At 47.2% G+C, this 14,523-nt stretch carries 4 protein-coding genes; all 4 read left to right on the forward strand.

What is annotated here, in order from left to right:
• Positions 1-443 precede the first annotated feature (443 nt).
• Positions 444-3,275 carry a TonB-dependent receptor gene (locus JK130_RS04740; RefSeq protein WP_218353067.1) on the forward strand — a complete coding sequence of 944 codons (2,832 nt, stop codon included), beginning with the start codon at positions 444-446 and terminating at the stop codon, positions 3,273-3,275.
• A gap of 309 nt (positions 3,276-3,584) precedes the next feature.
• Positions 3,585-6,611 (forward strand): TonB-dependent receptor, encoded by a 3,027-nt coding sequence (locus JK130_RS04745; RefSeq protein WP_218353068.1) that lies wholly within the window; start codon positions 3,585-3,587, stop codon positions 6,609-6,611.
• 9 nt (positions 6,612-6,620) lie between these two features.
• Positions 6,621-10,997, forward strand: a complete 4,377-nt coding sequence (locus tag JK130_RS04750; RefSeq protein WP_425514587.1) for an alpha-1,6-glucosidase domain-containing protein — start codon at positions 6,621-6,623, stop codon at positions 10,995-10,997.
• A 462-nt stretch (positions 10,998-11,459) separates the two neighbouring features.
• Positions 11,460-14,474 (forward strand): TonB-dependent receptor, encoded by a 3,015-nt coding sequence (locus tag JK130_RS04755; protein WP_218353069.1) that lies wholly within the window; start codon positions 11,460-11,462, stop codon positions 14,472-14,474.
• The last annotated feature ends 49 nt before the right edge of the window (positions 14,475-14,523 follow it).

The following is a 14,523-nucleotide window of genomic DNA, read 5'->3' on the forward strand; positions in this document are numbered from 1 at the left end:
AATAAAACCCGCCGTTTGGCGGGTTTTTTGTTTTAAACGGCAGCATTATTTGCATTTTATTTTAATGATATCGGCATGAGCATTGAACCGGGTTAACTAAAAAAGACGTTAAATTGCGCGCGAACGATGCACAAGTGTGCATTTTTTCTGTATCTGCTTTTATACAACTCTTCATTACGATTTTTTATCATTTGTTGTAGCGTATGTTAATCAATGGCTTATTTTTCATGGAAATCATAAGGTTAGTCATTATCTTAAGGTTAACAAGTTAGCGTTCTTGGAGGTTTTGTGTAAACCGAATGTATAAATAAAATGATGAATACGTATGCATAACATTGAGCCTACAGAGGCTTGGATATAGCATCTAGCCTGTTTTACATCTAACCTGCCACAGCGATAAAAATACGGGCAGGTGTCTTAGGATAGTAATGGGATACCTACACATGAACCAGTTTAAACCAAACCTGATCAAAGCCGCCTTGCTTGCGAGCGGTTTTGCCACAATAAGCACGCCTGTTTTAGCACAACAACAGGAGGCGAGTGGCCCTAATGCAGATAATCCAGTTGAAGTTATTGAAGTCTCGGGTATACGCGGTAGCTTACAGCGTGCTCAGGCGATTAAAATGGACAATACTTCTATTGTAGAAGCTCTGTCTGCGGAAGATATTGGTAAACTACCCGACACCAGTATCGCAGAATCTCTAGCACGCCTGCCAGGGTTATCAGGTGAACGTCGTAATGGCCGTACCAGTGGTGTTTCGGTTCGCGGTTTCAATGAAAACTATGTAGGTACTTCTCTTAACGGTCGTGAACTACTAGGTATGGGTGACAACCGCGGTGTTGAATTTGACCTTTATCCTACCGAAATCATTTCTAATATTCTGGTATACAAAACCCCGGAAGCGGGCATGACCACCCAAAACATCGGTGGTTCGGTTGACCTGCAAACCGTGAAGCCTTTAGTCGCTGACCAAACTTTTACTATCAACGGTACCTACGAAAAGAATGCCGAAGAGGCCGCTAACCCGGATTATGATAATGACGGTCACCGTGTATCTTTTAATTACATTGACCAGTTTGCAGACGACACCGTGGGTATAGCGTTGACCTACGCGACCATGGAGTCGCCGCGTCAGGAAACTCAGTTTCGTGGCTGGGGCTACCCGAATGCTGAAGCCGGAACCGGCGCAGAAGGCGTAACGGTAGGTGAAGAAACCGCCATTTTAGGTGGGCATGACAGTTTTGCCCGCTCTGCGATGATGGAACGTGACTCCTATGCCGCTATCATCCAGTGGGCGCCAAATGACAAACTGAATATGCAGCTGGATGCATTGTATATCGACTTTTTAGAAAATGATGCCCGCCGTGGCGTTGAAGAAGGCGGTCCGGTTTGGGGCGGCGTAGACTATACGGTGACCGAAGTGGAAAATGGCTTAGCTACACGCGCCTTCCACGACGGCTTTCATAGTGTTATACGTAACGATGTTCGCCAGCAGGATGCTGACTTAACAACTTTTGGTCTGAATGTCGAATACTTGTTAAATGACGACTGGACCATCAATGCTGATATTTCTACCGGTAAAGTGGATAAGACCATCATTGATGTAGAAAGCTATTCAGGTACTGGCCGCGCTGGTACTGAAGGGCGACCACTCACCGCCCGCGCTTGGGAAATGACCGGTGAAGGAGTCATGTTTTCAGATCATCCCTCGCTGCCTACCATCGATCTGACAGATCCGTCATTGATTCGCCTGGCCGGTCCACAGCCATGGGGGCAGTCACTGGTCGATGAAAGCGGTCAGCAATTATTTGCATCAGATGGCCAGGATGGGTTTGTGAACCAGCCTGTGTTTGAAGAAGAACTGGATACGGTGCGTTTGAGCACAAAAGGCTTTGTAGAGTGGGGTATATTCACCGGTATCGAAGTAGGTGCCATTTACTCTGATCGTACTAAGTCTAAAGATAATAATGGTGCCTTTTTGGTGTCTCCAGAGTACCCGCAAAGTGATGCTATTCCTGAGGTATTGGGTGTAACTTCTCTTGATTTTGTCGGTATCGATGGAATTTTGGCCTACGATGCGCTGGGCTTATACAACAGCGGTTATTATAACGAGTTGGATGCACAGCAAATCGAAACCGGCCGTCTGGGCGACACGTATACCGTTGAAGAAAAGCTCACTACATTCTATACCAAGCTGGATATCGACACCCAATTCGATGATATTTATATCCGTGGTAACGTAGGTCTTCAGGTTGTTCATGCTGACCAACAGTCTACCGGCTTTGCAGCCACTAAAGATGAACTCGGGTTTGTAGAGTCAATGCCGGTGTCTGGCGGGACAAATTACACAGATGTGTTGCCGACTTTGAATCTGAGCGCCGAAGTTGCTGAAGGGCAGTTTGTACGTCTTGGTTTAAGCAAAGTACTGACGCGTCCGCGAATGGATGATATGCGACCTAATAATCAGGTTTCTTTTGCTTTCCAGGATGCTCGTATCAATAGCACCGATATTGATAATACGCCGTGGAGCGGCAGTGCAGGTAACCCGGACCTGAAGCCGTATGAAGCCAATCAGATTGACCTGGCCTATGAAAACTACTTCTCTGATACCGGCTATGTCGCGGTTTCATGGTTCTTTAAGGATCTTAAGAACTGGCACAGAAGTAACGCCGTGGAAACTGATTTTACTGAGTTCTATATCCCTAGTGTGCATAAAAGCTCAACCGGCGAGGCGCCTCAACTGTTAGTCGGGGAGCGTACGCGTCCAGAAGACGGCTATGAAGGATTTGTTCGCGGCTGGGAAGTGCAGGGAAGTCTGCCTGGTGAGTTGATTCACGACTCACTTGAAGGATTCGGCATGTTTGCTAGTGCCACTTTCTTAGATGGTAAAGCAGATGCGGCGCCGGGCACCACCGAAACCCGTATTCCTGGTTTGTCTGACGAAAACTATAGCCTGACAGTTTTCTATGAAAATCAAGGATTTGAAGTACGTGTGGCCGGTACTAAGCGCTCAAGTTACTTAAGCGAAACTCGCGGACTAAGTTTGGCGTTGTCAGACTCAACCAACCAGGGCGGTACCTTTATTGACGCCCAAATTGGTTATGATTTCAGCGAATCGGGCATTGAGTTGCTGGAAGGTTTACGTGTAACCTTGCAAGCGCAAAATATCACTGATGAAGATGATATTCAGTCAGCCGGTACAGACTCTCGTCAGGTAACCTTGTATCAGGCGTATGGCGCTAACTATCTGTTAGGGTTCAACTACGAATTCTAAACTTTATTAAGTAAAACTGACCCGTAGCGCCCTGCTGCGGGTCTTATTCATTAAATATATTGTTTTACCTTTCTCTATGTCTGCTTGTAAAGACGAGTGGTTTTAATCCCTTGGCATTTGGACCCGTGCCGCTTTGTTTCAAAGTTCCTATTCCCGTTTCGAAATGTAATGTATATGTTGTGAAAATGTAATGAATACGTATGCATACTGTGTTTCCCTGAATCCTGCTCCAGTATATTAGTTGTGCAAATAATACGCGTGTCATGGAATAGCCAATGACGGCGTAATAACAACAAGGAATGGGGCACAATGAAAACATTCAAGCTAAATATGGTAACGGCACTGCTGGTTACCTCGGGGATGGCGGCGACTCCCTTTGGGTTTGCACAAACCTCGCAAACTCCCGATGATGAAGAGATTGAGAAAATTGAAGTTCGCGGATTCAGTACCAGTCTTATCCAATCACTCAACCAAAAACGATTTTCAGATACGGTAACTGAACAAATTTCAGCAGATGACCTGGGCGGCTTACCTGATGTATCAATGGCTGATGCCCTGACCCGGCTGCCAGGTATTTCAGCGGTTCGAACGGGCGGTCAGGCAGCAGAGATTAACATCCGAGGTTTGTCGGGTGATTTTGTTTTTTCTACGCTAAATGGTCGTGAACAGGTTTCTACCAGTGGTAGCCGGGCCATTGAATTTGATCAGTATCCTTCAGAACTTATCAACTCAGCTGCGGTATACAAGTCGCCAAAGGCATCACTGATAGAAGGCGGCGTTGCGGGTACCGTAGAGCTCAAAACCGCCAGTGCACTTGCCAACGAACAAAAGCACACCTTTAATGCCAATGTGCGCGGTTCGTTTAATGACCGTGCTAATGAGATTTCAGATGCCACAGAATACGGCCATCGGGTGAGTTTTTCGTGGCAGGGCCAGTTTTTAAATAACACGCTTGGGGTTTCGGCCGGCTTTGCCCGCTTATTTCAGCCCAGTGTCTCAACGCAGTTTGTCGGTTTTGCCTATAACCAGCTTATTGATGTTGATGGTCTTGAAAACGATACCGACAGTGGTATTGAATCTTGTCTTGAATGTGAGCAGGTTAGCGAAGGTTTTGAGTTTCAGCATCGCGGAGGCGAAGAGACGCGTAACGGCTATCTAGGTTCGATTGAGTGGGCGCCCAGCGATACGTTTAGTCTCAAGGGTGATGCCTTTATATCTCGTTTTGACTCTGATGCTTTCGCTCGGGGGTTTCGGGTTAAATTAGGGGGTGAAAATGCCTCAATTACAAACCCGGTAATTGTAGATAACAACGTAGTTGGAGGTGTGTTTTCGCGTAATAAAAACAATTACACCCGGGTTGAACTGGTTAATGATGACAACCAGGATATCGATGAAGTTGAAAGCTACGGCATAAAGGCTGACTGGGATATCAGCGACGCGTTAAGTGCTCAGTTTGATATTTCTTTGTCTAAAGCACAAAGTGATTTTAGAAATGGATTGCTTTGGGGCCTGGTGGCCGAAGACGCAACGGTCGCGAATCCGCAATTAGATGAAAATATTCAGATTGCCTATGGGTTAAATGGCAGTAATTTACCGGATGTTGCATTTAACCAGGCTGATGCATTTTCTGACTTATCTCGGGTCATGGTGAGTAAATACGGTATTTATCCTTATCATAACGAAGATGAATTAGACGCCTACAAGTTAGACTTTCAGTATTTTGTAGATGCCGGGCCGTTGGCATCACTGGAGTGGGGCTACCGTTTCTCTGATCGTGAATACACCAATCAGCGCTCGGTGTTCGAATATGGCAATGATGGTGCATTTTCTGTTTCTGAGCCGCCGTTGCAGCTAGATGAAAGTTTGGTTGAAGAAGTTAGTTTTGGCGGCGAATTTGGCTACGTGCCTTCTTATTTGTCAGTAGACGTGCCCGGCGCGTTGGCGGCCTGGTTCCCGGACGGGGTTCCACAACCGGTACAAACCTGGGGCCCAGGGGCCGCTGGTGTCATTAATGGCCCGGGCCGTGGACCTGCCACCGAATGGACGGTACAAGAAAGCGGCGAGGTGTTTGAAACCGTCAATGCCGCTTATCTGATGGCCAATCTTGATAGTGAAATTTTGGGTATTCCGGTCACCGGTAATATCGGCGTCCGGTATGTTAAATCCAAACAAAGCGCAACGACCTTACAGCGGGCCACCCAGCTGATTGACGATCCTGAAGGTGAGGGACAGATTGAGGTAAGTGACCCGGCAGCCGGGGCCCAGAATATTACGGATGAGGTTGGATTAGTAAACAACTTTTACCGACCGGCCGTGTTGTCTCACGAATTTGACGATTGGCTGCCTTCAATCAACTTAAATTTTAAAGTATCTGATCAATCTCAGGTTCGCGTGGCGGCGGCTAAAGTAATGGGCCGCGCGCCAATTAATCGGTTTGCGGCGAACGCTTCTACACAGGTCGAAACCCTCACCGCAGTACAGAATCGCGATTCTGGTGAAATTAATGTGTCTCAGCCTACCGCAAAAGTGAATGGATCGTCGCGCAACAGTCCGTATCTGGACCCGTTCTATGCCACCCAGTATGACCTGTCGTACGAGTATTATTTTGCGCAAAGCGATGGCGCGCTGGTTATTGCTGGCTTTTACAAAGACATTGATTCGTTTATAGAAAATATTGCTATAGAGCCTTACGACTTTGCCGGCAATGGTTTTGTAACACCAACAGAAATAGATGTTCCGGTGTTTTTAGAAGCCGAATTTTCCGGACAAGAGCCTGAACAGGCTACTGATGCCCAGGGTGAGCCTTTGTTTGTCACCGTGCCGGTAGAAAACGGTAAATACGAAACCGCCGTCAATAACGCCAAAGGCGGTTACATTCGCGGTGTTGAAATCGCCTATACCCAGATTTACAGCATGTTGCCGGGTATGTGGTCGGGCCTGGGGGTTAATGCTTCTTACTCGTATACCGAGAGCGAAATACAACGCTCGCTGGGTGATGATGTATTTGCGACTGCGTTGCCGGGACTGTCTGAAAATGTGGCTACGGTGACGGTGTTCTGGGAGTACCAGGGTTTTGAAACCCGGTTATCCGGACGTTATCGGGACGCTTTTGTGTCTCAACAACTCGCCGTTAACGACCAAACGGTTAACTTTGGTGACGAACTTGTCGTGGATTATCAGGCGGCCTACGACATCAACGAACAAACCAGTGTGTTGTTTCAGGTAAATAATGTCACCGATGAGCCTACCCGTAGTTATTTTAGCAACACGGCGCAAACCGGCACCATTCAATTTTTTGGCACTCAGTATTATCTGGGTATGACCTATTCATTCTAGGGACAAGCGATGAGCAAATTAATAATCAAAGCTGGCGGGCCAGCGAATATGGCAAGTCAGTATTATACTGGTCGGCCGCTGTTACGCATTGCGTTTTTATGCAGTGTTTTGTTTGCACTGGTCGCATGTGGCGGCGGGGATGTAGAGTCAGGTGATAATGACCTGTTGACGTGTGAGGTTCCTAATGTGCCTGATGCCAGTGGTACCGAATGCGTACCTCCACCGCCTATTGCCTGTGATGCACCCACGGTGCCCAACGAAGCCAATGATGCCTGTGTGGTGGGCGCCGATCCTAGTCTGCCTGCTCCGGTTTTTTTCCCGGATGAAAACCAGGCGGTGTTGTATTACAACCGTAAACAGGTAGATGCCGATAACAGCCCGAATGATCCGGCCTATGACGGCTGGCGTCTGCACACCTGGAACAACGATGAGTGTGATGCCTACGCCGATGCCGACACCGACTGGGCCAACGGTCGTCAGATTAGTGGCATAGACCCCACTTATGGCGCTTACTGGATATTGGATTTAAAAGACGATTACGGTAGCTGTCATAATTTTATTGTTCACAAAGGGACAGACGATGCGGGTAAAGAGCTGGGCGGTGGCGATTTTCAGGCATCGTTGGTTCAGGATGATGAAACCTATACCCGGATGAATTTCACCTTGTCAGGCGAACCCACATTATTTGAATTTCCAATTGCCAGCTTAGGGCCTCAGCCGGTCGAAATAGCGGGTAGTGCGGCGCATTGGATTGATCCGCAAACCTTTATTTGGCAGGTGAGTGAAAATGTTAGCCAGGTTAAACTGCATTACAGTGAAACCGCAGATTTAGAGCCTGATTTAGAAACAGGGCTTGAAGGCGAAGTTATTGAGCTTAGTAGCACTGCGCTAAACGAAGAACAACAGACTATTTATCCTTATATTGCTCAGTGGCCGGCATTTATGGCGAATATTGACGCGGCACAGGCTAAAGCAATTTTGCGCGCTCAGGTAGTGCTTGGCGGCTATGATTCCCAGGGCAAACTGATTGAAGCAACCGGCGTGCAACATGCCCGGGTGTTAGATGCGTTGTACACCAAAGGTGAAGAGGATGCTGATGAAGCCACTTTAGGGACAAGTTATCAAGATGGTGAGATTAATCTGGCATTGTGGGCGCCCACGGCGCAGTCGGTAGAGTTGCTGCGTTATAACGATGACAAAACACTGTTTAAGCGTGAAGCGATGAATGTCGATACCGACACCGGTATCTGGTATTTCACCGGGTCGCAAGAGTTTGATCGAACATTGTATCGTTTTGAAGTAACGGTGTATTCGCCGGCAACCGGTAAGATTGAAACTTTACAGGTTACCGATCCGTATTCTGAATCGGTAACGACTAATGGACGTTTCTCTCGCTTTGTTAATCTCAATGATGAGGATTTAAAACCCGACAACTGGGACACCCACACCATCCCGGTGGTTAATAACCCTGAAGATGCGGTAATTTATGAGGTGCATGTTCGCGATTTCAGTGCTCGTGACGAAACCGTCAGTGAGCAAAACCGGGGTAAGTATCTGGCTTTTACCGAGACTAACAGCGCCCCGGTTCAGCATTTGCAAAAGCTGCAGCAAGCAGGTCTGAATTATGTGCACTTGCTGCCGCTAGCAGATATTGCCTCCATTGAAGAAGACCCGACCAAAACCATTAATCTGTACGATACCATCGGCGATCTGTGTCAGTTGAAAGCTGACGCCCCCGTGTGTGAAGAACAAAGCGCCGACACTCGTATTATTGATGTTTACCAAAGCTACGATCCGGTTTCTGAACCGGCTAAAGCGCAGGCTCTAACCCAGCAAATACGTAGTATCGATACCTTCAACTGGGGCTACGACCCACATCATTTCAATGTTCCTGAAGGCAGCTATGCGACCAACGCTGACTCGGTTGCGCGTATTATTGAATTACGCCAGCTGATTGTTGCATTGCATGAACTGGGGTTAAGAGTGGCATTGGATGTCGTGTTTAACCACACTAATGAGTCGGGTGTTTTTTCCAAATCAGTTTTAGATAAGGTCGTTCCAGGGTATTATCATCGCTACGATGCAATGACTGGCGCCATCATTCAGGAAACCTGTTGCGAGGATACAGAACCGCAAAACGCGATGATGGAAAAGCTTATGGCTGACTCGCTCACAATGTGGGCTAAACATTATAAATTCGATTCATTTCGTTTCGACATTATGAGCCAGGCCACTGTCGATACCATGGTCAGACTGCGCGATCAGGTCCAGGCCATTGACAGCGACAACTATTTTTATGGTGAAGGCTGGCTTAAACAGTATCCAGGCTATCAGCAAGCCAACCAGCTGAATATGGCAGGCACCGAAATAGGTACCTTCAATGACCGTTTACGTGAAGCCGTGCGTCAGGGTAATATCTTTAACCCCGAAAGTGATACCGCCGCGGGCGATCAGGACAAATTGAAAGTAGGTCTGGCTGGTACTTTGGCTGATTATCTGCTAACCACCGCAACCGGTAATGCGGTAAATGCCAGTTCGTTGGGCGGCTACGCCAAAGACCCGGCTGATATTATCAATTATGTCTCAAAACACGACAATGAAACCTTGTGGGATCAGTTTAACTACACTTTACCTGCTGATATTTCATTACAGCAACGCGTTCGCATCCAAAATATCGGCACCAGCATTCCGCTGATGTCTCAGGGCATTCCGTTTTTGCAACTGGGCGGTGATTTACTGCGCTCCAAGTCAATGGACCGTAATACATATGATGCTGGTGACTGGTTTAACTATGTCGATTTTACCCTAACCAGCAATAACTGGAATGTGGGTCTGCCGCTGGCCGAAGACAATCAAGAACGCTGGCAGGAAATGTCTGAATTCATTTACTTGCCAGAGCGTGCAGCGGGCAGTAGTGATATTCAGTTTGCCGGTACCGTGTTCACAGAATATCTGCAAATTCGAAGCAGTTCGCCGCTATTTCGCCTGACCACAGCAGAGCAAATCAGCAACCGCGTGGGCTTTCACAATATTGGTAGCGATCAGCAAAGCGGATTAATCGCGATGAGTATTGATGATGGGGTTGGCAGCAACCCGGAGGCCCCAGCCCAGGATATCGACCCCATGGCCGATGCGCTAATGGTGGTGCTTAATACCGGTTATGTAGAAAAATCGATAACGGTGAATACGGCAACCGGTTTTAGCCTGCATCCGGTTCAGGTTAACTCGGTCGATGCCACCGTAGCGTCTGCTTATTTTGAAGAAGGTGACGACGGTAACGGCACCTTTACCGTTCCGGCACTTACCATGGCGGTATTTGTCCAGTCGCAAAGCGGTGCCCAGGGCGCCGGCTTATCGGCCAATGCCACAGCAGGCGCGCCAGATGTCGTACCCTACGGCGATACGCAGGTATTTTTGCGTGGTGATATGAATGGATGGTCCACCGACGATGGCTTTAGTTATCGGGGTAACGGTATTTACATTGCAAAGGCAAACCTGGAACAAGGCAGCAGTTATCAGTTTAAACTGGCGTCACAAGACTGGGATACCGTTAACCTGGGCGCTTTAAGTAACACGCAGGTGACGCTAAATGAGCCCTTAGCCTTGAGCTCTGGAGGGGACAATCTGGTGTTTGACGCGCCGGAATCGACACTGTACGAGTTTGTTCTTGATGCCAGCGATACAAATAACCCGCAGGTGACGGTGACTTACGAACAGCCTTTTGTTAATACTCCTATTTACTTGCGCGGTGCATTTAATGACTGGGGCACAAGTGATGTATTTGAGTATCAGGGCAATAAACTGTATAGCACCACCAAAACGATAGCGGCAGGCTCATATGAGTTTAAGGTAGCCTCTGAAGACTGGAACACTGTTAATTATGGTGCACTATCAGGACAAAGCAGTGATCGCGATCTTACTTTGGGTCTACAGCTACCAATAATGCAGTCAGCTGCAGATAATCTGGTCTTTACGACCTCAGAAGATCAGGTAGTCGTGTTTGTACTGGATCTGAACAACCCAGACGCACCGGTGATTAAAGCCTTCAATGAGCGCTTTTTTGGCGACACACCGGTTTATGTTCGTGGTGGTATGAACGGATGGGGAATTGAAAATGAGCTTATCTGGCAGGGTGACGGCAGTTATATTGCTGAAATAGCGCTTGATGGTGGTGCCACTGAATTTAAAGTGGCATCAGAGGACTGGAACACAGTGAACCTGGGTAACCCAGATTCTGCCACCAGTAACACAGTGTTAGTCAATCAGGCAAAACGTCTGGCTACCAGTAATAATAATCTGGTGATTGACCTGCCAGCCGGGCTTTATGAATTTAAGCTTAGTGGACCCGATGGCAACGAGCCCTTTATATTAATTTCAGAAAAGTAATAGCAAACAACAAGACTATATTTTCTGATAATAAAAAGTTGTAATTAACTTATTGGCCTCTTTATTAAGTCGCAAGTTGCGGTTAGATGAAGAGGCCTTTTGTTTATTGAAGATAATAAAGGTTATGACAAAATATTGTTAAGGATAGAAAGAAAAGTAATATAGGGTGAGGTTAAATTGAGCAGTAAATGGTTTTAATTTAAGCAACGCTACTTCTCCATACAGTATTTTAATAACCTGTTGAATGTTAATGAAAATCTAATACTTCGACAAATTGTTCACAACACCGATAACGTATATGTAACTCATCTTTTGTCAGCGCCTTTTCGGCGAAGAATTTGAACTTTATATTGAATAAAATCGCCCCCGCTGCTTAACATCAGCTCTCCTTGATTACTTCTTTGTAATAAAGATAAAAACAATTAAATACTTAGGAAAATTGATTTTCCAAGGGGAGATAACATGTTAAGAAAAAGTCTTATTGCCCTGGCGATAGGTACATCGTTGGGTCTCAGTGCGCCGGCAATAGCTGCTGGTGGAAGCACGTCAAGTATCTACGGTGTTGTAGACTCACAAAGCGGTGGCGAACTTACTGTCACAGCTAAAAATCCACAAACCGGTTTCAGCCGCACGGTTTCGGTAAACGACGATGGTTCTTATCGTTTAGCCAAATTAGATACCGGTACTTATCAGATTGTAATCAAGCGCGGTGACTCAGTGGTTGCTGAAGATACGCTGCGGGTAACCTTAGGTTCAAATAAACAAGCAGATTTTAATGTGGCTGCGATGAACGCCGAGCGCATTGAAGTGACCGGTGCCCGTATCTCTGCTATCGATCTCTCATCTACCGACTCTGGCCTTATTTTAGGTGAAGATGAAATCGATCGCATGCCCATTGCCCGCAACATCACCGCCGTTGCTTTGTTGGCCCCGGGCGTGGTGCAGGGCGACTCTGGCTTTGGAAACGTAGCCTCCTTTGGTGGGGCATCTGTTGCCGAAAATGCCTGTTATATTAATGGTCTTGAAGTAACTGATACGCGTCAGGGGCTAGGTTGTGGCGCGGTACCCTTTGAAATGTATAAAGAATTTCAGGTTAAAACCGGTGGTTTTTCAGCTGAGTATGGTCGTGCCACAGGCGGACTTATAAATGCAGTAACCAAGAGCGGTACTAACGAATGGGAGTTTGATTTTACGGCCAACTGGGAACCCTCTGCATTACAGGAAGAAGGTACCTTTGACCGTGGTCGCGGTGGTACCGGTAAGATTTTCCGCGACAACCGTCTGGATGAAAAAGACGAATGGGATTACAGCATTTCCGCCGCTGGCCCCATCATTGAAGACAAATTGTTTTTCTATGCCTTGGTTAACCCACGCTCGTTATCCAGAGATTTTTCTTATGTTTCAGGTTCCGACGAATATACTGCCACTGATCAATTTCGGACCCGGGAATCTGATGGTACGGATAATTTGTTCTGGGGCGCGAAAGTGGACTGGGACATTATCGAAGGTCATCGCTTAAGCTACTTTGCGTATTCGGACCAGAATGATGCCACCGAAGATGTGTTTGAGTACGATCCTGAAACTCAGACTATCGGCGATTACAGTGGTTCGTTTTTAAGAAAGCGGGGCGGTGAAGCACAAAGTCTGACCTACACCGGTTACCTGACCGACAATCTATCGGTGTCAGCCATGTGGGGTGAGATTGAAACCCAGTACGAGACCGCGCCAACAAACTTAGATTGCCCCACCATTGCCGACGAACGTGATGGCGGTGATGCGCCTCAGTGTGGTCCAGGCGGCTCGTTTGGCGATAATTTTGATGAAAATACTCAGTACCGTCTAGACATCGAATATTACTGGGGCGATCACCTGATTTCGGCCGGTATCGATAAACAGGACCGTGCTACCACCCGCATCACCAAGCCTGTAGGGGGCCATTCTTATCGTTACTTTACCCTTGAGTCGGGTTCAACTATTCAAGGTGATAACGGCGAGCTTTACACTAATACCGACAGTGGCGCGCAAGATTTAGTCTCGGACCGTATCTTTGACGGTGGCGGGTCATTTGAGTCGAATCTGACGGCTTACTATCTGGAAGATAAATGGCAGGTGACGAATAACCTGATGCTGAGTATCGGTATTCGTAAAGATCTGTTTGAAGGTGACGGCACCACCGGCAAGCAATTGTTCGATTTTGATACCGATATTGCCCCTCGTCTAGGCTTTACCTGGGATGTGCTGGGCAATGGCGAGTCTAAGCTATATGGTAATTATGGCCGTTATTATCTGCCCATTGCTAATAATACGATTTATCGGGCAGCCTCTGGTGTGAGCGATACGACCACGTATTATACCTTTGACGACATAGACTCTGTGTCTGGCGCGCCAGTAGGTATTGCACCGGTAAATGGTTCGGTTGAAAACTCGCAAACCACCTCTTCGGTTTCTGCAGTACCCACCAAAAAAACCTTCCAGGCCCAGGAAGCCGACCCCTTTGCCCGTGACGAATTTATTTTAGGGTATCAGTTTACCGTTAATGACTCGTTAACTGCTGAGATAACGGGTACGTACCGGGAAGTAACCAGTGCGCTGGATGATTATTGCGGAATCTATGCTTATCCTTATTGCGTGATGTTAAACCCCGGCGAAGATATGAGCTGGTTCAAGGATGGTTACTACTGGGACGGAGAGAAGCTGGATGAGTCGAAACTGAATTTGTTTGATGGAGAGGCGGATGAAGGCTCTCTAACTACGCACTCAGCTGAAACACTGCAATTGCCTGAAGGTAAAAATGAATATACCTCAGTACAGTTTAAACTAAACTATATTGAAGATAACTACCGTTTGAACTTCCAATACACCTGGGCGCGCAGCGTAGGTAACTTCGAAGGTGCGGTGAAATCAGATATTGACCAGGCCGATGCCGGTATTACCCAGGACTTTGACTTCCCGGCATTAATGGATGGGGCTGATGGCTACCAGCCTAATGATCGTCGTCATACCTTTAAGCTGTATGGCTCATACGATGTAACTGAAGATTTAGTTGTGGGCTTCAACTCCTCGTTACAAAGCGGACGTCCGCTGACTGCCTTTGGGCAAAGCTATCCTAGTACCGATCCTAATGTATATGGTAGTTACGGTGATACTTACTACATTCGTACCGGCTGTTCAGTAGAGCTGACAGCAGACGATGTTTGTGCGCAGTCTGATAAGGAATTTCGTTACAGCCCTCGTGGTACTGCCGGGCGTACCCCCTGGACATTCAATCTGGATGTTTCAGCTGCCTACAATTTCAGCTATCAGGATGTAGACATGCGTATGGCGGTAAATGTATTTAATGTATTGAATACGCAAGAAGAAACCGCTACAAACGAGCATTACGAGATAGAAGAAGGCAGCGTAAACCAATATTACGGCGCTGCTTACTCGTGGCAAGCACCGCGTTCGGTACGCTTGTCTTTCGAGGCGCGTTACTAAGCGCTATGCAAATGCCTGAAGACAGCCTGTGGGTTTAACCGTCAGGCTG

Source organism: Alteromonas lipotrueiana (assembly GCF_019249245.1).
Lineage (GTDB): Bacteria > Pseudomonadota > Gammaproteobacteria > Enterobacterales > Alteromonadaceae > Alteromonas > Alteromonas lipotrueiana.